The sequence below is a fragment of the Streptomyces sp. NPDC001544 genome (assembly GCF_042894285.1).
Lineage (GTDB): Bacteria > Actinomycetota > Actinomycetes > Streptomycetales > Streptomycetaceae > Streptomyces.
In genome coordinates this window covers 1-20,365 of the sequence record NZ_JBIAVN010000015.1, presented here as the reverse complement: position 1 = coordinate 20,365, position 20,365 = coordinate 1, and the positions used below count along the sequence as shown (strand labels likewise).

Below are 20,365 nucleotides of genomic sequence, written 5' to 3'. Positions count from 1 at the left end.
CATGCGCCGACGGTGGCGGCTGTCGCATTCTCGGTCCGGTGGTGTCTTCGTGCCGCACAGGTCACCGAGTGCCGGAGAAGGACCGGCCGGGCACCTCGCCGGGTGGGACGTGGGGGCACTGCGTGGCGCCTCCTTCGACGCGCCGGCCGTCCGGGCCCGTGACGGTGACCGCTCCCGGTGCCGCCCCGGGGTCGGCGACGCGCTCCGCCGCGACGGCCGTGCAGAACGCGTGGCATGCGCTCAGTATCCGTACGGCGTCCGGCCGCCTGTACGTCTGTTACCGGATGACGGTCGACCCGGCATGTCTGCGTTTTCTCGCCCAGATCGCGCTCGGCATGGTCTTCCCAGGCCGCAGTTCGTGTGACGGTACGGGCGGTCTCGGACGCGTCGAGCCGGTTGTCCGACCCGGACCGGCCACCGTCCGCCCGTCCTGCGGTCGACCGGCCCGGCTCCGCCGCCCGAGCACCGGCGCGGAAACCCCGAACAGGGCCGGCGCCTGGCTCGAGACCCACGACGTGGAGGTACGGCTCAGCTCCTCGCGCAGGTCAGTCCAGTACGTGTTCCGCCTGCCCGATGGCATCGGCCAGCCCGTGTACCGCCGGGTCCTCGGTGGCGCGGGCCAGCGCGGTGGCGTGGCGGTACAGGGTGTCGAGGCCGGGCGCGCCCGGAAGCGGGGTGCGGTCGTGGTCGGTGGAACGGAGGGCGTCGGCGAAATAGGCGGCGACCGCGGTCACCTGGAAACGGGAGGAGGCCGCCCAGAGGGACGTGCGCAGGGCGCCGGTCTCCAGGCCGCCTGAGGCCTCGTGCGGGGAGCGGGTGCGCGGGTCGAGCCAGCGTACGGTGGCGGTGGCGAGGTGACCGTCGTGGCCGGGCCGGGTGCGCACGGCGTACACGGCGGTGACGGTGTGGCCGGGCCCGACCTCGCCGCCGTCCACATGGTCGTCGCGGAAGTCGTCGTCGGCGACCCGGCGGTCGTCGTAGCCGACGAGATGGAACTCGGCGACGGTCGCGGGATCGAAGGCGACCTGGGCCTTGGCGTCACGGGCGGTCAGCTCGATGTTCTGCGGGAGTTGCTCGACGAAGACCTTGCGGGCGCCGTCGGTGTCGGACACGTACGCCGTGTGCCCGTCGCCCCTGTCGGCGAGGCGTTCCATGAGGGCGTCGCCGTAGTCGCTGCCGACGCCGACTCCGAAGAGGGTGATGCCGTGTTCGCGCCGGGCGGTGGCGATGCGTTCGAGGATGGTGTCCGGGTCGGTGTTCCCGTCGTTGGCGAGCCCGTCGGAGACCAGGACGACGCGGTTGGTGGCGCCCTTGCGCAGCCCTTGGACGGCCGTGGCGTAACCCCTCTCGACGCCCGCGCCGAGGTCGGTCGAGGACAGCGCCTCCAGAGCGTCGATCGCGTCGTGGACCTGCCCGCGGTGGCCGCCGAGCCGGGTCATCGGCAGGACGGTCTCCGCCTTCTCGCTGAAGGTGACGAGCGCGACGGAGTCGTCGTCGCGCAGCCGGTCCGTCATTGTGTCCAGGGACTTCTTGGCGAGGTCGAGACGGCCCGGCTCCTCCATCGAGCCGGAGACGTCCACGACGAAGGTGAGGGCTGCGGGCGCCCGTTCGCCCTCCGGGTCCGCCGCCCTGGTGGCGAGACCGACCCGCACCAGGGACCAGTTCGCCCTGCCGGTGCGGGCGCCGTCGACGGTCACCGAAAAGCCGTTGCCGTCGGGACGGGGGTAGTCCTGCCGGAAGCTGTTGACGAACTCCTCCGGGCGGATGGTCGACGCCGCGGGCCGGCGTCCCTCGGCGAGCAGGCGGCTCACATAGCCGTAGGAGGCGGTGTCGACGTCGAGGGCGAAGGTGGACACATGGTCGGACGGTGAGTCGGAGTCGGCGGCCGTCCCGTCCGAGCCGCCGGTCTCCGCGGGGGCCGGCGCCCGGTGCCTCCCGTACTCGGGGCCGTCGACCCGGGAACCGCCGGTGCCCGCACCGCAACTGGTCAGCAGCAGGCCGCCCGCCGCCGTGAGCGCGAGCAGGGCGCCGCGCAGCCGCCTGATCCGATTCCGCTCCATCTTGCCCGACCCCCATGCCTGTTGACGCCGTCTTGTGTGACTGTGACGGGGCGAGCGGTGGGGACGTGCGCCGTGAAGTGTTGCGATCGGATCTCGAAGGGGCCACGGAAGCCGTCCGCCCCGGACGCCACTTGGCAGACGTACGATCGGGTTGAGTTGACTGCGCAAGGGCCTGTCGGCTTTCCGTCGGAGCTTTCCCTGCGCACAGTGTGATCATGAAGACTCCGCGTTCGTACCGTGTGCACCTCTCTCTCGCACACTCGGCCGCTGCAGCCGTCGTCGTCCTCGCAGCAGCCCTGGTCTCCGCCCCAGCCGCCGCCGCCCGCACCGCTCCTGGTCCTGACCTCGGCAGACAGGAGGAGAAGTGCGAGGTGACGATCAAGAGTGCGGGCGGTGGAGGCGTTCTGTGGGCTCTCGCGCCAGGGGCCGCGGGCACCACAGTGCAGACGACCCAGTGCGCGTCTCGGCCGGCAGGTGGCTCCGCGCCCCGGGAAGGGGCCGGGGCAGAAGATCCGGTCCCAGCACCCTGAGCAGCGGTTTTCCGCCCCGCATCAACGAGAGACATGGTTTCGGCCCGGACCCGACGGTCCGGGCCGTGCGCTTGCCCGCACACCGCACCGGAAAACCGGTGTCGCCGACGGCCCCACCGTCCCTACTGTTCCGGCTCATGGATGACAGCACCGCCCCACCACGGTTGACCCGGCTCACCTTCCACGGTCCCCTCTCCGAGGACCGCGCGGCAAGGATGATCCGCCGGCTCACCGCGCAGGCCGCCCCGGCAACCGTGCTCGACATCGGTTGTGGCTGGGGTGAGTTCATGCTGCGCCTGCTCGAGGCGGCCCCCGGCGCGACCGGTGTCGGCATCGACCTGAACGAGGAAGACCTCGCCCGCGGACGTGCCAACGCCGAGTCCCGGGGCCTCGGCAGGCGCGTCCGCTTCGTCCAGGAGTCCGCCGTCGGTACCACCCACGGCCCCGCGGATCTCGTACTCTGCCTGAGTGCCGGGCACGCCCTCAGCGCCGCCCAGCCACCCGAGCACATCACCGCGGCCCTGCGCGCCCTGCGTACCCTGGTCACCCCGGGCGGTCGTGTCGTTCTCGGCGAGGGCTTCTGGCAACGGCCGCCCACCACGGGCGAGTTGGCGGCGATGTGGCCCGACGCCTCGGCCTCCGAGTTCCACGACCTCGCCGGCCTCGTCGACCTCGCCGTCACCGCCGGCTTCCGCCCCGTCTGGATCGAGACGGCGAGCGACGACGAATGGGATCAGTTCGAGTCGGCCTACCAGTCGGACGTCGAGGAGTGGCTGGCCACCCACGCCGACCACCCGCTGGCGAAGGAGACCCGCGACCGCGTCGACCAGCACCGGAGTCGTTGGCTCAGGGGGTACCGCGGTGTCATGGGCCTCGCTTACCTGACCCTCGTCCCGGTGCGCTGAGCCGTGGACCGGCGACCCACTCCCGCGGCGGTCCGCTCCGGCCCGTCGCCCCTCCTACACGCCGAGATCCACGCGCCAGTCGTTCGACGTGATCCAGTGATCCTTGGGGTATTCGAACTCGACCGCACCCAGCAGCTCGAATCCTGCCCTCCGGCAGACCGCGTTCGACGCGGGGTGATCCTGGCTCGGAAAGGCATGGAGGTACCGGTGCCCTCCGGCCGCTCGCGCCGCTTCGACGAGCGCGCGGGCCGCCGCCACAGCCAGACCCCGTCCCTGGAACTCGGGCAACACCCCCCATCCGGTCTCCCACACCGTTCCCTCACGCCAGTCCCGCTCCCACATACCGATCGAGCCGACGGTGTCACCGGTGCCGGCCAGCGTGACCCGGTACATCTGCCCCGCCTCGAGCCGGAGGTAGCGCCCGTGCCGGGTGACGACTTGCTCCTCCGTCTCGGGGCCGCCCAGGTGCTCCGTCATCTCAGGGGTGTTGAGTCTCTGCAGCAGCCAGAAGTCGTCCTGCGACCAGGGCTCCAGCCTCACTTGTACGTCTGCGGTGTCCACGGCGGTCATCCTAGGGTGCGGGTCCGACAGCCGCCCCGGCTCAGAGCGCGGGCCCTCCCGGTGACCGGAGGAAGAGCGTGTCGTCCGGCTCACGCGCGACACGCGCTCCGATGCCTCGGCCGACCCGGTTCAGAACCGTCCGCAGCCACTCGGCGTCCTCGTGGGACGCGCGCACCAGCCGCATCCGCCGCGCCTGGAGAGGCACCATGCGAACGGCGGCCGGTGTGGTGGTGCCCGGTTCCAGCGTGACCAGGTACAGCAGCCGCAGATCGTCCCGGTACCGTTCGTGGCCCCTGATTCCCTCGTAGTCGTCGACGAAGTCGCCACAGCCGTACAGGATGGGCTTCCCCCGGTAGAGCTCCACCGGGCGCGGATGGTGCGAGGAATGTCCGTGCACGACGTCCGCTCCGCCGTCGACGAGCGCGTGGGCGAAGCCGACCTCGTCACGGGAGACACCGAACCCCCAGTTCGTCCCCCAGTGAACCGAGACGACCACGATGTCGCCCGGTCGCTTCGTCTGCCGCACCCGACGGGTGATCGCGGCCGCGGCGGCGCCGGACGGTTCGGCCACGAAGTCCACACCGCCGTGCCCGCCGGTCGCGGCCCAGCCGCGTGGGATGCCACTCGACGCCGTCCCGCACGAGAAGACCAGCACCCGGCCCCCGCCATCGAGGGGGACGACCGCCGGCCGCCGAGCCTCGGCCGCGTCCCGGCCGGCCCCCGCCGTCCGCAGCCCCGCGTCGGCCAGGGCACCGAGCGTCTGGTCGAGTCCGCCGAGCCCGAAGTCCAGCACGTGGTTGTTGGCGATGACACAGACGTCGGGACGGACAGCGGTCAGACACGGGAGGTTGGCGGGGTTCATCCGGTAGTGGACCTCCTTGCCGGGAGCGAACCGGCCGGCCTGCGTGATGCTGGTCTCGAGGTTGATGATCCGGGCGTCGGGAGCGGCCTCGTCGAGGATCCGCAGCGCCTCGCCCCACGGCCAGGAGAAGCCGACCGGTGCGGGAATCGACCCGTTCACGGCCTCGGCCATGTCGACGTAGGCACGCGCGTCATGGACGTAGGCCTCCCTGAGCACCGGATCCCCGGGGTGCGGAAGGATCTGATCGACACCCCGGCCCAGCATCACGTCACCGCAGAGGAACAGGGTGACCGGGCCCCCGCGCATGCTCCCAGGCTAAGCCGTGCGGTGGACGGAGCGCGACGGCGACGGTCACCGCCCGCCGTGGCCGCCGGGGCCGCCGGGGGCGGACGGGGTCGGCCAGGACAGAGCGCGGGCGACGTCGGCGACGGTCAGGATGCCGACCAGGCGGCCTTCGTCGAGCACCAGGGCGCGGCGGGCGGGGCTCGCCTCCAGACGCGGGAGCAGATCGAGCACCGGATCCTGAGGGGCCACCGTGACGATGTCGGCGAGGGGGTGCATCACCTCACGCACCGAGGTGCCGGCCCGGTTCCCGGGTGGCGTCGCGTCGACGCGCCGGACGGTGAGCAGCCCGGCCACCGAGCCGTCGGGCTCCAGCACCGGGAACGCGGAGTGGCGGTAGTGGCCGAAGGGTCCCTCGGCCAGGAAGCCCGCGAGCGTGGCCGTGGCCGGCACGGCGACCGGGTCGGGGGTCATGACACGACCGACCGGCACTCCGTCCAGTACCCCCCGCGTCTCGGCCTGCCGGGCCTCGGCGGTGGCCGCCGCGATCAGGAACCAGCCGATCAGCGCCAGCCACAGGCCGGACAGGTCACCGGCGAACAGCACGGTCGCGAAGCCGGTCACGACCATGATCCAGCCCAGTACCCGGCCCGCCGCCGACGCGCCCCGGGTGGCCCGCAGCCGGTCCCCGGTGCGGTGCCACAGGTACGCACGCAGCAGCCGCCCCCCGTCCAGCGGAGCGGCGGGCAGCGCGTTGAAGACGGCCAGCAGTACGTTGATCGCGGCCAGCCAGCCCACCGCCTCCACCACCAGCCCGGACACGTGGAGCGCGTCCAGACCCACGGCAAGGCCGGCCAGTACGCCACCGGCCAGCAGGCTGGTGAGCGGACCCACGCCCGCGATGCGCAGCTCCGCGGCCGGTGTCGGGGCCTCGCCGCGCAGGCGGGCGGCGCCGCCCAGCATCCACAGCGTGATGCCCTCCACCTGGACGCCGTTGCGGCGGGCGACCACGGCGTGCGCCAGCTCGTGGGCGAGCAGCGAGCCGAGGAAGACGATCGCGGTGAGCAGGGCGAGCGCCCAGTACAGCGTGGGGGAGTGGCCCGGGTGGGCGTCGGGGAAGCGGCCGCGCGCCAGGGCGACCGTCACCAGGACGACGATGACCAGGACACTCCAGTTGAGACCGACGCGCACGCCGGCGATCCGGCCGAGGGACAGCGTCTCGTTCATGATCCTCGCCTCACAGCACGGTGCGACACCTTCATCCTCCGGCGGAGACCGCCGGGAGGGGAGGGCCGATCGGCTCGGATCCGATGCGACCCGTCACCGCCGAGACGGGCGGCGACGCCCCGGCCGAGCGCGGTCGTCGATCACTGTCCGGAGGCGAGGACGTAGGTGTTGAGGGTGCCGACCGTGCCGAGTGGCGTGGGGGAGCCCAGGTCGTACCGGTCCACGGCGAGGTAGTTGGGCTTCTTGCGGGCGGCGGGCGTGCAGAAGTTCTGGGCGCGGTTTTGGAGCTTGCCGTTGTCCGTCTCGGCGGTGGAGGCGATCGGGTAGTCCCGGAAGTGGTTCATCACGAAGAGCGGGTGGAAGGCGGCCGAGTCCACGGTCAGCGGGCGGTCGGTGCCCCAGCGGCTGTAGCACGACCAGTCGGAGCTGCCGAGCCCGGCGCCCATGGACCAGTAGTTCTCGACGGTCCACTCACGCTGGTACATCACACCGAAGGTGTCGCGGGCCGCCCAGCCGTTCGCGGTGTCGCTCGCCCGCGTCCGGTCGCTGAAGATCAGCAGCTGCTTGCCGCGCGCCGCGAGGTCCGCCATGGTCGGCCAGCCCTTGGTCGCGACACCCTCCTGGTCGGGCCGGTACAGCACGTCGTTCAGCCCGTTCACCGAGGCCAGGGAGGACTTCAGCACGTCGGAGGAGGCGTAGTCCTCCAGGAAGACGGTGACGAACCGACCGGAGTCGCCCTTGAGGAAGTCGACGATGCGCTGCAGATCGGTGGCGAGGGGGACCGGGCTGCTCACTCCGTCGCAGCTGTTGTGACAGAGCACGGCCCGCCCGGAAACGGTGTAGTCGTCCAGCATGAAACCGCGTACGCCGTCGCTCAGTTGCCGGCTGACACCGTAGTTCTGGTTGGGGAACAGGCTGACCGGGAACGAGGCGAAGTTCCCGTCGGCGCCGTTGGCGAAGGCGTTGTGCGCGGTGAGGAAGGTGACCTGGTCCAGGGTGCGCGTGTCGGCGGACGGCATCCCGGTGGTCGCGTATGTCACCGGGGTGAGGTACCAGCGGGCGAGGTCGCCGGTGGAGCCGAGTCCTACGGCACCGGGGTCGGCGGAGGATCCGGTGAGGTACTGGAAGGTGCCGGGCACGCTCACGGTGTAGGTGCCACCGGCGTCCGTGCTGATCGTCCAGGTGGTGCCCTCCGCCCCGCAGGCGGCGGTCACCGCGGAGGCGCCGCTGCGGCCGAGGCAGGTGCCGGCCTCGTCGGCGTTCTGCAGCCGGTAGCCGCCGTCGACCGCGACCGGGGTCCACTGCTGATGGTCCTCGTTGCCCTTCGGGTGGTGCGCGGCGACGGCGCCGCCGCTGTCGGCGGCGTTCAGACCGGTGGCGTAGTTCTGCAGATAGACCGGGTGGACGGGGACGGCCGCCGCGGCCCGGCCCGGGGACAGTACGGGCAGGGTCAGGGCGAGCGCGGCGGTGCCGCACAGGAGGCGCAGGGGGCGCAGACGCACGGGAGTTTCCTCTCACTCCGGCACTCCGGATGGGTGGCATAGACATGACATACCTGAACTCGCGTGCGTTCCGCCAGAGTTGACGAAAGGATGGCCTCCGTGAACCACGTCCTGTGCGGACTCGCCGCCAATGTCGCCCTGCCGTCCGAACTCGTCGACCGGCTGATCACGATCGCGGACTCCGATGTCGCCCGGGAGATCGCCCGTCGCGCCGACCTCGGCCACACACAGGCGGTTGCGCTCGCCGCGCACGTCCCCGAGAGCGCCGGACAACTCGCCGGTGAGGGCCGGTTGACGGTTGCCGACGTGGATCCCGTGACACAGCCGGACGCCGCCCTGGCTCTGCTGTCCGAGCGCGCCGGTCCGCCGGAGTGGGCGCGTGTGCTGGCGGCGGACCCGACCCCGGAGCGGCGGGAGCGGTTGGCCGCCTGCCCCGGTCTGCCGTCCGACGTGGTGGCGGCCCTGGCCGCGGACCCGGACGCAGGAGTCGTCGCGGAGCTGGCTCTGTGGGCCCCGGCGGACGTGGCCGCCCGCCTCGCGGAACACCCGCGTGCCGAGGTCCGGCGCGCGGTGGCCGCCAACGAGGCGACGCCTGCGGCCGTCCTCGCGGCGCTGGCCACGGAAGACGACCCGCCTTGGCACGGCATACGGCAGGCGGCCCTGGAGAATCCGGCCGCACCCGGCGAAGTCCTGGCCACCTTCCACGATCATCCGTCGATGCACCTGCGTCGGCCCCTCGCGGCCCGCCCCGACCTGCCCCCGTGGGCGTACGAGCGACTGGCCGCGGATCCCGAACCGTGTGTCCGGGCCGAGCTGGCCGAGAACCCGGCCCTCCCCACCACCGTGATGCGCACGCTGGTGGCCGGCCCCGACCCCGACCTCGAGGTGCGGCGCGGCCTCGCCCGCAATCCCCACGTCCCGCTCGGCATCCTCACCCGGCTCGCCGGCACGGCCAAGGTCGGCGCCACCCTGCTGCCGCGGATCGCCGCCGCCTCGACGGCCGAGGTCGAGGAACTCGCACAGTCGCCGGATCCGGCGGTCCGGGGGCTGGTGGCCCAGCGACGCGATCTGCCGCCGGGTGTCCGCGACGTACTGGCCGAAGACCCCGACGCCAAGGTCGTCAAGTCCGTCGCCCCGCACCCGGGCCTGTCCGAAGCCCGACTGCGTGCCATGGTCGACCGGCACGGAGAACGCGTCGTCGCGGCGGTGACGGCCAATCCGGAAGCAAGCCCCGCCCTGCTGGCCGAACTGGCCGGATTCCCGGTGCGGAAGGCACTGTGCACCATAGCCCGGCACCGCAACGCCACGGCCCCCGCGCTGCTCGCCTGCCTGACCGTCGAACGAGCACGACGCATCGCCGCCGGCCATCCCGCCCTTCCCGCGGACGCCATCGTGAAGCTGCTGACCGACCACGACTGGCAGGTGGTGGAAGCGGCTGCCGCCAACCCGTCACTGCCACGTGAAGTGATGTCCCACCTCGTCGAAGCTCACGGAAAGCTGACGGGTCGGCAGGCCGACGGGGTGTGCTAGCTTCGTCAACCACACGGTGTCGACGGGCCGTTGGGCACCCCCGTAATCCACTCACAGGATCCTTGATGTCGAGACGCATCATCACTGCGCGGGGCCGCGGCACCGCGCTCGTCGCCGCAGGCCTGCTGGCCGCGGCCGGCGTGGTTTCACCCACCGTGGCGGTCGCCGCGCCCGGCGGCACATCCCCGGTCGCCTCCGGACCGTCCCAGCGGCAGCACCAGTTCGCCGCCGCGGCCGCCGAGTACCGCGTGCCGCTGGAGGTGCTGCTGGCCGTCGCCTACCAGCAGTCGGCCTGGGAAGCGCACCAAGGCAGGTACAGCGGCGACGGCGGCTACGGGCCCATGCACCTGACCGATCTCACACCGGCGATGCTGGCCGGTGGCGACGCCGGCGCCGTCGGCCGTGCGGATCTGGCGAAGACGGCGGCAGACCCGGCGTTGCACACCCTCAGGAAGGCGGCCCGCCTCACCGGTCTCCCGGTGCGGGCGATGCGTACGGACCCTGAGGCCAACATACGTGGTGGCGCCGCGCTTCTGGCGTCGTACCAGAAGGCGGCGACCGGCGAACTGTCCCCGGACCCGGATGCCTGGTACACGGCGGTGGCCCGGTTCAGCGGCACCACCGAGCGCCGAGCGGCCACCGCGTACGCGGACCGGGTCTACGCGACCCTGCGCAAGGGAGTCTCGCGCACCACGGACGACGGTCAGCGCGTCACACTGCGCGCCGTGCCGGGCCTCCGTCCGGCCGGCTCGCAGCCGGCCGGACGGAAGTCGGTCACCGCCCAGGACGGCACGACGGAGTGTCCCGTCACCGTGTCGTGCACCTTCGTCGCGGCGTCCCCCTCGAACGGCCAGGTCTCCAACCGCCCCGCCAACGGCATCCGTATCGACTCCATCGTCATCCACGACACCGAGTCGTCCTACGAGTCCGCGATCAGCGCCTTCCAGACCCCCGGCGCCGGTGCGGCGCACTATGTGATGCGGTCCTCCGACGGCGCGGTGACACAGATGGTGCCGACCAAGGACCTCGCCTTCCACGCGGGCAACTACTCGACCAACATGCACTCGATCGGCATCGAGCACGAGGGCTACGCCGCCCACGGCGGTACCTGGTACACCGAGGCCCAGTACGAGGCCACGGCGGAACTGGTGAAGTACCTGGCCGCGCGGTTCGGCATCCCGCTCGACCGGCAGCACGTCCTGGGGCACGACAACGTGGCCGGGCCCAACACGGCGCTGGTCTCCGGGATGCACTGGGACCCGGGACCGGAGTGGGACTGGGAGCACTTCATGCGGCTGCTCGGTGCCCCGGTCACCGGGCGCCACGGCGTGGGCCCGGTCGGCTCGGTGGTCACGATCACCCCCGGGTTCGACCGCAACCAGCAGACCGCGCAGGTCTGCCCGTCCGACGACCCCACCGGCGCCACCACGCAGTGCACCGAGCGGTCCGGTCCGGCGAACTTCGTGTACCTGCGCACCGCGCCCCAGGAGGATGCCCCGCTCTTCGGTGACCAGGCAGTGCACCCGAACGGCGCGGGCACCGACCGGATCAACGACTGGGGCAGCACCGCGCAGGCCGGTCAGCAGTACGTCGTCGCCGGGCAGGAGGGCGACTGGACGGCGATCTGGTTCAGCGGGGCCAAGGTGTGGTTCCACAACCCGCACGGCTGCAACACCACCCGCGCCCATGACGTGAAGGTCGTCCAGCCTGCCGCTGAGGCGCCGGTGCCGGTCTACGGCTCCAGCTACCCGGACGCCAACGAGTACCCGGCGGGTCTCGGGGCCTCGACCCAGGCGCCGCTGGCCCAGTACACCGTCCCGGCCGGCCAGGCCTACGTGGCCACCCAGCCCCCGGCCGTCACCGACGACTACTTCCCGTCCAGCGGCCGGGTCGTCCTCGGCGGCAAGAAGATGTACACCATCCAGTACAACCACCGGGTGGCCCTCGTCTACGCGGGCGACGTCACGGAGACCGATTAGCGCCCGACCCCTCAGGCGGCCCCCCGTATGACACAGGTCATGGAGACGGGGAGCCGCCTGCGGACAGGGCACTGCCGAGGACGTGGTGTCCCTGACGTTTCGCGAGGCGTGGCGGCTACGGGAGGAACCGAGACCCGACGCCGCGGCCGCCGACGAGACGGGCTCGGGTGCCGAGCCGTCCTGGACGCCGCCCTCTACCGTGCCGCGGCGAGGATCCCGGGCGTCTCGGTCGTCGAGAACGCCGAGGACTTCACCGGCCGCTCCGGAATCGGGGCGGACAAGGAGGCCCTGCTCGGCACCGCGGTGGCCGACAAGCCGGGTGAGGAGCCCGGGAACTGAAGCCGGGTGACTGACTCCGCGATCCCTGTTGACCGGCGCGGCGGTGGCGCTCAGCTCGCGCCGGTGAGCGGGGGAAGATAGCCGAGCGACTGCCCTGCCGCCGTGGGGTGGTAGGAATCGGTGAGGTCCAGCAGGTCGACGCTGTGCAGCCAGGGGCGGGACGAGCAGATCTCGTGGCCGGTGAAGGCCGCCCGGACGTCGGCGAACGTGAACCCGTGGGCGGCGGCGAGCCGGGCGATCACGTTGTCGAGGCGGTCCACCGCCCCGTTGAGCGCGGACCTCTCGACGTCCTCGAGACCGCCCGAACAGGTGCCGTGGAGCTGGTAGAGATGAGGGTAGCCGAGCACCACCACGTGGGCGGCGGGCGCCTTGTTCCGGACGGCCGAGTAGAGACGGTCCAGGTTGCCGGGCAGCGTCGTGTCCATGAAGGTACCGGCGGTGGCCACGGCGGACAGGCAGGCCGCGTGGCCGGGCAGCACGCACATCGTCATGACGCGGGCGAAGCCCGCGTCGCTGCCGCCGACCGTGAGGGTGACCAGACCGGTGCGCGGACCGAGCGGGCCCAGCTGGTTCGCCATGACATCGCTGGTCCTGGCGTGGTTGCACGCGGTGAAGTCGAACGACGCCGGCGCGTGGATCGCGGCCCACAGGACGGGATACGCCAGGCTGCTGCGCCGGCAGTCCGCGCCGGAGGGAAGGTAGTCGCCGGCTCCGACACCGGCGGCGTAGGAGTCACCGAGGGCCACGTAGCCCAGGGCTGCCGAGTTCGACGCCGCCTCCCCGGCCGCGGGACCCGTGAGGGTGCAGGTGGTCGCGAGGAGCAGGGAGGACACGCCGGACGCTATGCGGGACTGTCTCATGACTCTCCTGTACCGTGGCCCGACCGCCCCCACCCGCCGTGCCCGTCCAGCCTGGTCAACCGTGTTGACAGACCTCATCGGCGATGCCGCTGCCGAAGCGCCCGCACGGCCGCCGGGCACGCCGATCGGCGTGCGGGCCGCGGCGGCGGGCCTCGGCCCCGAGCAGGTTCACCCGGTGAGCCGTCACCCGCCCGGCGTAGCGCGCGGCGGCCCGGCGAGCGGCGCGGGTTCGGTTCGCGCGGGACCGGGCGCTCAGCCGGCGGGGGCGCCGAACCACCGGGACAGCCGGCCGACGAGCTCCTGCTGGTCGTCACCGGCCCATGCCACGTGGCCGTCCGGCCGTAGCAGTACCGCGGGCACGTCCAGCTCCTCGCTGGCGTCGACGACGTGGTCGACCCGGTCGGTCCAGCCCGCCACCGAGAGCCGGCCGGTCCGGTCGAGCAGCAGTCCGCGACCGCCGCGCATCAGCTCGTAGAGACGACCCCGCTCCAGCCGCACGTCCCGCAGCCTGCGACCGAGCAACTCGTGGCCCTCGCCGAAGTCGTAGCGGACGTCGATCGCGGTGATCTTCTCGATCAGGTACCGGTTCACCTCCTCGAAGTCCATCAGCTCCGCCACCAGCCGGCGCACCGCCTGCGGGCCGGGCTCGGTGGACATCAGCTGCATCTGCGCGCGGGTCTGGTCCAGCACGGCGGCGGCCACCCGGTGCCGTTCGACGTGGTAGCTGTCCAGCAGCCCCTCCGGGGCCCAGCCACCGACCTCGGCGGCCAGTTTCCAGCCGAGGTTGAACGCGTCCTGGATGCCGACGTTGAGGCCCTGGCCACCGGTCGGCGGGTGGACGTGCGCCGCGTCGCCGGCCAGCAGCACCCGGCCGACGCGGTAGCGCTCGGCCTGCCGGGTGGCGTCGCCGAAGCGGGACAGCCAACGCGGCGAGTGCACACCGAAGTCGATGCCCGCGACGGCCCGGAGCTGCTTCTTGAACTCCTCGAGGGCGGGGGGGACCGTACGGTCCTCGGCCACTCCTTCGGCGGGCACGACGACGCGGTACACCCCGCCCCCGAGGGGCATGAAGCCGAACCGCTTCTGGGTCTTGCGTACTTCGGCCATCACGGCGGTCAGCATCTCCTGGTCCACGCCCACCTCCATCTCGCCCAGCAGCGTCTCGACCCTGCTGGGTTCGCCGGGGAAGCCGACGCCGAGCAGTTTGCGCACCGTGCTGCGGCCGCCGTCGCAGGCGACGAGGTAGCGCGAGCGCAACTGTGTGCCGTCGGCCAGTTCAGCGGTCACCCCGTGGTCGTCCTGGCTCAGCCCGACCAGTGCCCGGCCGCGCCGGACCTCGGCGCCGAGCTCGGTGGCGTGCTCGGCCAGCAGACGTTCGGTGGCGGTCTGCGGGATGCCGAGGACGTACGCGTGCGCGGTGTCCAGCCGGTCGGGCCAGGGCTTGTCGATGCCGGCGACGAAACCGCCGACCCTGTACTGCTTGCCGAGAGCGAGGAACCGCTCCAGCAGACCGCGCTGGTCCATCACCTCGATGCTGCGCACATGCAGTCCGAGCGCGCGGACCACCTTCGTCGGCTCCGGCTCCTTCTCCAGCACGAGCACCCGCACCCCGTGCAGACGCAACTCGCCGGCCAGCATCAAGCCGGTCGGTCCACCACCGGCAACGATCACATCAATCATCAAACCCCCTGCGTAGGCCGGAGATTGTGCAGCACGACGAGGGGCTTGCCGCAAGGCCCCCAGTGCGCTATACGTTAAGAGTGGCAAGGAGTGGGTCATCTCCTTGCCTTTGTTTTTGCCGTCCGAGCCGGCCGGTCAGTTTCGGAGAAGCCACGCCCGTCAGCGGCCCTCTAGCATCAGGTTCGTCCCACGAAGGGGACACCGAACGGGAGGAGACCGCGATGAGCAGCACGGGGTTCACGGCCGAGGAGCGCGCCGCGATGAAGGACCGCTCCCGGGAGGTGAAGACGGCTCGCCGCGGCTCCGCCAAGGCCGACGGAACGAGCGAAGTGCTCGCGAAGATCGCCGAGATGGAGGCGGGCGACCGCGCTCTGGCCGAGCGGATCCACACCCTCGTCACCGAGGCCGCGCCGGGGCTCACGCCGAAGCTCTGGTACGGGATGCCCGCGTACGCGAAGGACGGCAAGGTCGTCTGCTTCTTCCAGTGCTCCGCGAAGTTCAAGGCCCGCTACTCCACACTCGGCTTCAGTGACCAGGCGAACCTGGACGACGGAGCGATGTGGCCGGCCTCGTACGCGCTGACCGGGGACCTGACGAGCGGCGACGAGGCCCGGATCGCGGAGCTGGTGAAGCGGGCGGTGAGCTGACGCCGGAACGCTTCCCGGTGTGCGCCGTGGACGTTGTGGGCGGCGGTGTTGTGCGCGGCGGTGGGGGACATGCCGAACCTGGTGTGGCGAAAATCATGCATACCTTCGTACCTACCGGTCGGTATGGTCGCTGGGAGCTGCGAACAACAGGAGGCGTGATGTCTGCGACCAACCGCCAGATCCGTCTGTCGGCCCGTCCCGTGGGTGAAGTGGGGCCGGACGACTGGGAGCACCGTTCCGTACCCGTCGAGGAGCCGGGTCCGGGCCGGTTCCTGGGCCGGACGCGCGTCATCTCCCTCGACCCGGCCATGCGCGGCTGGCTGGACGACCGTCCCTCCTACCTGCCTCCGGTGGGCATCGGCGAGGTGATGCGCGCCGGGTCGGTCGTCGAGGTCATCGCGTCCGACCACCCCGACTTCAAGCCCGGTGACCATGTGGTCGGCACGTTCGGTGTGCAGGAGTACGTGGTCTCCGACGGGCGGGGCGCCATGAAGATCGACATCTCGCTCGCCCCGCCCTCGACGTATCTGGGCGCCCTGGGCATGCCGGGTATGACCGCCTACTTCGGGCTGCTGGACGTCGGGGCGCTCAAGGACGGCGAGACCGTCGTGGTGTCCGGAGCGGCGGGCGCGGTCGGCACCATCGCCGGCCAGATCGCGAAGGCGAAGGGCTGCCGGGTCGTGGGCATCGCCGGTGGGCCGGAGAAGTGCGCGTTGCTCACCGACGAACTGGGCTTCGACGCGGCGATCGACTACCGGGGCGACGACGTCAAGAGGGCGTTGCGTGAGCACGCCCCCGACGGCATCGACGTCTACTTCGACAACGTCGGAGGGGACATCCTCGACACCGCCCTGACCCGGCTGGCGATGCACGCGCGCGTCGTGGTGTGCGGCGCGATCAGCCAGTACAACAACACCACCCCGGTCAAGGGCCCCTCGAACTACCTGTCGCTGCTGGTGCGTCGCGCCCGCATGGAGGGTTTCGTCGTCTTCGACTACGCCGAGCGCTACGCGGAGGCCGCGCGGGACATCTCCGCCTGGATCGGCGCCGGCCGTATCAAGGTCAAGGAACACGTGGTGCGGGGGACCGTGGACGACTTCCCCGAGACGTTGCAGATGCTCTTCCGCGGCGAGAACGTGGGCAAGCTCGTGCTGGAGCTGGCGTGACCGTCGACGGCCCTCCAACCGGGCCGCCCCGGGGGTGACGCGGCCGGCCCCCCTCCCCGCCAGCGACTCCGTCGGGTGACCGGACGTCATCCTCCGTAGCGCAGCACCAGGAGTGCGATGTCGTCGGTGCGCTGCCCGGCGGTGCTGACGTGCTTCAGCAGGTCGTCGGCGAGCAGGTCCAGGTCCCGGTCGTCGGCTTGGGCGAGATGGTGGGCGAGGCGGGCGATGGAGTCGTCGAGGTGGACTCCCGGCGTCTCGACTAGGCCGTCGGTGTAGAAGGCGAGCAGTAGTCCCGGGGTGAGCGGGATCTCGGTCACCGGGAAGACCGCGTCGGGGTCGACGCCGAGGGGCGGTCCGGGCGCGACGGTGACCGGCCGGGTGTCGCGGTCGGGGAGGCGCAGAAGCGGCGGCGGGTGGCCGGCGCTGGCCAGGGTCGCGCGCCGGCCGGCGAGGTCGAGGTGGGCGTAGAGGCAGCTGGTGAACAGGTCGGGCGCGAGATCGGTGAGCAGCCGGTTGGTTCTGGAGAGCACCTGGCCGGGGGCCGTGCCCAGGGTCGCGTGGGCGTGGACGCCGGTACGCACCTGCCCCATCAGAGCGGCGGCGGCGACGTTGTGGCCCTGAACGTCACCGATGACGGCCGCGACGGCGGTGTCGCGGAGCCGGATGAGGTCGTAGAAGTCTCCGCCGATGTCCATGCCCCGGGTGGCGGGCAGATAGCGGGCGGCCACCCGCAGGCCGGCGACCTCGGGCAGGGTACGCGGGAGCAGCGCCTGCTGCAGACCATGAGCGAGGTCGTGCTTGGTGTCGTACAGACGGGCGCGGTCGAGGGCCTGGGCGATCAAACCGGCCAGTGACGTCATGACGGCCCGTTCCTCGCTCGTGAACTCGTGCGGGCTGTCGTAGGACAGCACACAGCAGCCGACCGGCCGGCCCGAGACGATCAACGGGAGGAAGGCCCAGGCCTGCTTGCCGCTGACCAGCTCCGCCTCGGCGTAGACGCGCCGCATCTCCTCCGGCCGTGAGAAGAAGGAGGGGACGCCGCCGGTGAGGGCACGCCCGGCCGGGGTGAAGGCGGTGTCGAGGGGCAGGCCGTCGAGACGCTCGATGGTCTGCGGATCGTAGCCCCGGTGGCCGGTGATCCGCAGCCGCCCGGCCTCGGCCGCCGACAGGACCAGCCCCTGGGCGCCGAAGGCGGGCATGATCTGGTCGGCGACCAGGTCGATGACGTCCTGGACCCCCACGACCTCGGTCAGCGCGGCGGCCAGGTGTGTCAGCTGGTAGAGCCGGCCCGCGCGGGCCGGTGCGGCGGTCCGCGCGGACCGGCTCGGCGCCGGTACGGGCGGCGGACGGGTTCCGCTCGGCACGATGCGGACGCTGATGCCGCTGGGGTCCGGATAGAGGTGGAAGTCCAGCCACTGGTCGGGGGGTCGGCACGCGGTGAACGAAACCGGCTCGCGGCTGATCACCGCGGCACGGTAGCGGTCCTCATGGCTGGGCTCGTCGAGCCAGCGCAAGGACTCCCAGGGCAGCGTCCCCAGCAACCGGCCCGCCTCACGGCCCAGCAGCTCGCAGGCACCGGAACTGACATAGGTGAAGCGCCCCTCCAGATCCAGGGCGCAACTGCCGCCGGGCAGGCGCTCGACGAAGTCGGCGGCGGCCATCGCCGGGCTCAAGGAGCGGCGGCCGGTCCCCGGGGAGACGACGCGGGGCCCGTCGCCGCAGGCCGGGGAGCCGCCGTGCGCGACGGCTTCCTCCAGCAGCCGGGCCAGACGCCCGCAACTGGACGCGATGAGGCCCCGCTCCCGTCCGGTCATGTGCGACGGACGGGAGTCGGGCCACATCAGCAGCAGCGCCCCCCACGTCCGTACGCCGGTGACCGGCGCGGCCACCAGGATCAACGGGTAGGGGAGCACCATCGCGGTGCGCGGATAGGAGTGGGCCAACTCCTGCTGACCGTCCACCCACACCATGCGCTGCTCGCGGACCGCGTCGGCCACCGGTCCCCGGGCGGCCGTCGGTACTCTCGCCCACGGTGCGGCGAACTCCGCCGGTGCCCCGCAGAACGCGTCCAGACACAGCACCTGCTCCTTCGGCGACAGCAGGTACAGAGCGCCGATGGACGCGCCGGTCCGGCGGACCGTCTCCGCGAACACGGCATCGAGCTCGCCCGTATCGCCCATACAGGGACGCTACGCCCCCGCGGAGCGGAATTCCTCCCGGCTCCGCGGCTCAGCACGGCTTCCGGGCGGATGCGACGCGAAGACGCCAGGTCCGGGCGGGCCGCCTGTGGGAAGGTGGGCGCACACTGGTAGTGCACGTCCGGTATCAGGCGTGCCGTGCGCCGGCGTACGACCGGTCCGCGGCCGCCGGGCGCCGAGCGCGCGGCGGCCGCGGACGGCAAGGAGGCGGACGTGGAATTCGACGTGACCGTGGAGATCCCCCAGGGATCCCGCAACAAGTACGAGATGGATCACGAGCTGCACCGGATCCGTCTGGACAGGATGCTGTTCACCTCGACCCAGTACCCGGCCGACTACGGCTACATAGACGGCACCCTCGGCCAGGACGGTGATCCCCTGGACGCTCTCGTGGTGACCGGCGACCCCACCTTCCCGGGCTGCACCATCGAGTGCCGTGCGGTGGGCATGTTCTGCATGAGCGACGAGCACGGGCCCGACCACAAGGTGCTGTGCGTGCCGGCCCACGACCCCAGGTACGCGCAGTTCCAGGACGTCGACGACGTCCCTGAGTTCGACCGGCTGGAGATCACACACTTCTTCGAGGTGTACAAGGACCTGGAGCCCGGCAAGAGCGTGGAAGGCTCCCACTGGGAGGGGCGGGACGCCGCCTACGCGGAGATCGAGGCGTCCCGACGGCGTGCCGAACAGCACAGGAGCGAGCCCGCGTGAGCGTACCCGCGGCACAGGCGGGCGTCAGGAACTCGTGAGGACGACGAGACCTGATCCGAGACGGGCCACCACTCGGCCAGTGCAAAGCCGCCAATAAGCCGTCGCTGCCCGACTACTGCCCGGCGCCGTCCTCGCGCGCCAGCCCGTCGTACGCCTCGCCGAGCCTCTGCACGATCTGCTCGACGCCGATGACGTCCAGACCCTTCTGCCCGTCCACAGCGGCTTTCGCGGCCGAGGCGGCGTTGGCGAACAAGGCCCAGGAGCCGGCGTGTGGTCGTCTCGCACCGGGCTTCCGATCTCGTCCAGACGGTCGCGGATCGGTGTCGTGTCCACGGGGCCATCCACGGGCGCCCGAAAGGGCGTTGAAGGCGTCGAGGACGATCTTCCCGGACTTGAGGACGAACGTGACCCTGTGCATGCCGTCCGGCAGCCCGCGCAGCGCGTACGTCGCGAGGCGCTTGTCGGTGGCGGTGGTCTTCGCGTCCCGCGCGATCAACGTGCCGTCGACGTGGACATCGAGCACCGCACTGCCGTCGTTGCCGCCGATGACATCGACTCCCGTGCCCTTGAACGGCACCGTCACCGAGGCCCCGGTCGCCGTGCTCGTCGACGTCGACCGGTACCAGTCCATCGTGTCACCGAACGCCGCCTTCCTGCTCCAGGCGCCGTCGTAGGCGACCGAGCCGTCCATGTTGTCCAGCTGCGCGCTCGCGTAGGGCGTGTACCCGTCGATCTTCTCGACCTTCAGGTTGTCGAACGCGACCCGGTGGAAGTCGGTGCCGAGCTTGACACGTCCCTGGGTCTCGGGGGTCGGGTCACGGTACGTCGCGACGGCCTTCCCGTCGATGTACGTCGTGATCGTCGCGCCCTTCGCCTCGGCGGCGAGCCGGTAGGTGCCGGCCGGCGCGACCGTTCCCGAACTCATGGGCGTGCCGTACTCGTAGAACGTCCACGCGCCGTCCGGGCCGATGCGCACGTTGTAGGCGGCGTCACTGATCGCCATGCCCTTCTGCCGGCGGACGCCCAGGGCGGCGAGTCCGCCGTCCGGGTCCGGGAAGGAGACGTCGACCGTGGCCCGGTAGTTCTCCCATTCGCCTCGCGGAGGGTGACGGGGACGAGGCCGCCAAACCCAGCTGCATGCCCATCGTGGCCCTGGAGGTTGCGCCGCACTCGTCTCTTCCGCAGGGGGCAGGCTCCCCCCTATAGTGGGCGCGCTCCCACCCCAGGGGGACGCCCACACCGACCTGCGGTGATGGCCGTACGACGGCGTCGCCCGAAGCCATACGGACGGTTCCGCCGCTGTGCGCACACGGACGACCGAACCGG

At 71.8% G+C, this 20,365-nt stretch carries 16 protein-coding genes; 7 read left to right on the top strand and 9 right to left on the bottom strand.

Going from position 1 to position 20,365, the window contains the following annotated elements; translation table 11 throughout:
* Nucleotides 1–545: 545 nt before the first annotated feature.
* Nucleotides 546–2,060 carry a von Willebrand factor type A domain-containing protein gene (locus ACFY0F_RS29895; RefSeq protein WP_388800933.1) on the bottom strand — a complete coding sequence of 505 codons (1,515 nt, stop codon included), beginning with the start codon at nucleotides 2,058–2,060 and terminating at the stop codon, nucleotides 546–548.
* A gap of 667 nt (nucleotides 2,061–2,727) precedes the next feature.
* On the opposite strand from ACFY0F_RS29895, the gene ACFY0F_RS29890 reads away from it, so the two are divergent.
* Nucleotides 2,728–3,495: an SAM-dependent methyltransferase gene (locus ACFY0F_RS29890; RefSeq protein ID WP_388800930.1), complete on the top strand. Its 768-nt coding sequence runs from the start codon at nucleotides 2,728–2,730 to the stop codon at nucleotides 3,493–3,495.
* 54 nt (nucleotides 3,496–3,549) lie between these two features.
* Here ACFY0F_RS29890 and ACFY0F_RS29885 read toward each other — a convergent pair whose 3' ends face one another.
* The 4 genes from ACFY0F_RS29885 to ACFY0F_RS29870 all read right to left on the bottom strand — a co-directional run bounded on the left by ACFY0F_RS29885 (nucleotide 3,550) and on the right by ACFY0F_RS29870 (nucleotide 7,929).
* Nucleotides 3,550–4,065, bottom strand: a complete 516-nt coding sequence (locus ACFY0F_RS29885) for a GNAT family N-acetyltransferase (RefSeq protein ID WP_388800927.1) — start codon at nucleotides 4,063–4,065, stop codon at nucleotides 3,550–3,552.
* Nucleotides 4,066–4,096: 31 nt separating this feature from the next.
* The gene (locus ACFY0F_RS29880; RefSeq protein ID WP_388800924.1) at nucleotides 4,097–5,224 is read right to left on the bottom strand and encodes a CapA family protein; all 1,128 of its coding nucleotides are present in this window, start codon (nucleotides 5,222–5,224) and stop codon (nucleotides 4,097–4,099) included.
* Between the two features lie 45 nt (nucleotides 5,225–5,269).
* Nucleotides 5,270–6,427, bottom strand: coding sequence for a site-2 protease family protein (locus ACFY0F_RS29875; protein WP_388800922.1), 1,158 nt, complete (start codon nucleotides 6,425–6,427; stop codon nucleotides 5,270–5,272).
* 140 nt (nucleotides 6,428–6,567) lie between these two features.
* A complete protein-coding gene (locus tag ACFY0F_RS29870; protein ID WP_388800920.1) occupies nucleotides 6,568–7,929 on the bottom strand; it encodes an RICIN domain-containing protein in 1,362 nt (453 codons plus the stop codon).
* A 99-nt stretch (nucleotides 7,930–8,028) separates the two neighbouring features.
* Between ACFY0F_RS29870 and ACFY0F_RS29865 the strand changes: the two genes are divergently transcribed.
* The 3 genes from ACFY0F_RS29865 (at nucleotide 8,029) to ACFY0F_RS29855 (ending at nucleotide 11,777) form a co-directional block, all read left to right on the top strand.
* On the top strand, nucleotides 8,029–9,459 hold the full coding sequence (locus tag ACFY0F_RS29865; RefSeq protein WP_388800917.1) for a hypothetical protein: 1,431 nt from the start codon (nucleotides 8,029–8,031) through the stop codon (nucleotides 9,457–9,459).
* A 65-nt stretch (nucleotides 9,460–9,524) separates the two neighbouring features.
* On the top strand, nucleotides 9,525–11,438 hold the full coding sequence (locus ACFY0F_RS29860) for an N-acetylmuramoyl-L-alanine amidase (protein WP_388800914.1): 1,914 nt from the start codon (nucleotides 9,525–9,527) through the stop codon (nucleotides 11,436–11,438).
* Between the two features lie 108 nt (nucleotides 11,439–11,546).
* Nucleotides 11,547–11,777: a hypothetical protein gene (locus ACFY0F_RS29855; RefSeq protein WP_388800911.1), complete on the top strand. Its 231-nt coding sequence runs from the start codon at nucleotides 11,547–11,549 to the stop codon at nucleotides 11,775–11,777.
* A gap of 50 nt (nucleotides 11,778–11,827) precedes the next feature.
* Here the strand turns inward: ACFY0F_RS29855 and ACFY0F_RS29850 are convergent, their stop codons facing one another.
* Complete coding sequence (locus ACFY0F_RS29850) at nucleotides 11,828–12,637, bottom strand: SGNH/GDSL hydrolase family protein (protein WP_388800909.1); 810 nt, start codon at nucleotides 12,635–12,637, stop codon at nucleotides 11,828–11,830.
* Between the two features lie 252 nt (nucleotides 12,638–12,889).
* Nucleotides 12,890–14,317: a rifampin monooxygenase gene (rox, locus tag ACFY0F_RS29845; protein WP_388800906.1), complete on the bottom strand. Its 1,428-nt coding sequence runs from the start codon at nucleotides 14,315–14,317 to the stop codon at nucleotides 12,890–12,892.
* 221 nt (nucleotides 14,318–14,538) lie between these two features.
* Between rox and ACFY0F_RS29840 the strand changes: the two genes are divergently transcribed.
* Together ACFY0F_RS29840 and ACFY0F_RS29835 are read left to right on the top strand one after the other, a co-directional pair.
* Nucleotides 14,539–14,964, top strand: coding sequence for an iron chaperone (locus ACFY0F_RS29840; RefSeq protein WP_388800904.1), 426 nt, complete (start codon nucleotides 14,539–14,541; stop codon nucleotides 14,962–14,964).
* 158 nt (nucleotides 14,965–15,122) lie between these two features.
* Entirely contained in the window at nucleotides 15,123–16,130 is a 1,008-nt protein-coding gene (locus tag ACFY0F_RS29835) for an NADP-dependent oxidoreductase (RefSeq protein ID WP_388800901.1), read from the top strand.
* Between the two features lie 86 nt (nucleotides 16,131–16,216).
* Here the strand turns inward: ACFY0F_RS29835 and ACFY0F_RS29830 are convergent, their stop codons facing one another.
* Entirely contained in the window at nucleotides 16,217–18,310 is a 2,094-nt protein-coding gene (locus ACFY0F_RS29830; protein ID WP_388800898.1) for a SpoIIE family protein phosphatase, read from the bottom strand.
* Between the two features lie 231 nt (nucleotides 18,311–18,541).
* Here ACFY0F_RS29830 and ACFY0F_RS29825 point away from each other — a divergent pair, with 231 nt between their 5' ends.
* Nucleotides 18,542–19,039: an inorganic diphosphatase gene (locus ACFY0F_RS29825; protein WP_388801359.1), complete on the top strand. Its 498-nt coding sequence runs from the start codon at nucleotides 18,542–18,544 to the stop codon at nucleotides 19,037–19,039.
* Nucleotides 19,040–19,151: 112 nt separating this feature from the next.
* Here the strand turns inward: ACFY0F_RS29825 and ACFY0F_RS29820 are convergent, their stop codons facing one another.
* Nucleotides 19,152–20,042 (bottom strand): hypothetical protein, encoded by an 891-nt coding sequence (locus ACFY0F_RS29820; RefSeq protein ID WP_388800895.1) that lies wholly within the window; start codon nucleotides 20,040–20,042, stop codon nucleotides 19,152–19,154.
* Between the last annotated feature and the right edge of the window lie 323 nt (nucleotides 20,043–20,365).

Bases quoted from the DNA above. Each gene is read 5' to 3' on its own strand.
- ACFY0F_RS29860 (WP_388800914.1), top strand. From the start codon at position 9,525: ATGTCGAGACGCATCATCACTGCGCGGGGCCGCGGCACCGCGCTCGTC.
- ACFY0F_RS29830 (WP_388800898.1), bottom strand. From the start codon at position 18,310: ATGGGCGATACGGGCGAGCTCGATGCCGTGTTCGCGGAGACGGTCCGC.
- ACFY0F_RS29835 (WP_388800901.1), top strand. From the start codon at position 15,123: ATGTCTGCGACCAACCGCCAGATCCGTCTGTCGGCCCGTCCCGTGGGT.
- ACFY0F_RS29875 (WP_388800922.1), bottom strand. From the start codon at position 6,427: ATGAACGAGACGCTGTCCCTCGGCCGGATCGCCGGCGTGCGCGTCGGT.
- ACFY0F_RS29880 (WP_388800924.1), bottom strand. From the start codon at position 5,224: ATGCGCGGGGGCCCGGTCACCCTGTTCCTCTGCGGTGACGTGATGCTG.
- ACFY0F_RS29820 (WP_388800895.1), bottom strand. From the start codon at position 20,042: ATGGCGATCAGTGACGCCGCCTACAACGTGCGCATCGGCCCGGACGGC.
- ACFY0F_RS29885 (WP_388800927.1), bottom strand. From the start codon at position 4,065: ATGACCGCCGTGGACACCGCAGACGTACAAGTGAGGCTGGAGCCCTGG.
- ACFY0F_RS29895 (WP_388800933.1), bottom strand. From the start codon at position 2,060: ATGGAGCGGAATCGGATCAGGCGGCTGCGCGGCGCCCTGCTCGCGCTC.
- ACFY0F_RS29890 (WP_388800930.1), top strand. From the start codon at position 2,728: ATGGATGACAGCACCGCCCCACCACGGTTGACCCGGCTCACCTTCCAC.
- ACFY0F_RS29850 (WP_388800909.1), bottom strand. From the start codon at position 12,637: ATGAGACAGTCCCGCATAGCGTCCGGCGTGTCCTCCCTGCTCCTCGCG.
- ACFY0F_RS29840 (WP_388800904.1), top strand. From the start codon at position 14,539: ATGAGCAGCACGGGGTTCACGGCCGAGGAGCGCGCCGCGATGAAGGAC.
- rox (WP_388800906.1), bottom strand. From the start codon at position 14,317: ATGATTGATGTGATCGTTGCCGGTGGTGGACCGACCGGCTTGATGCTG.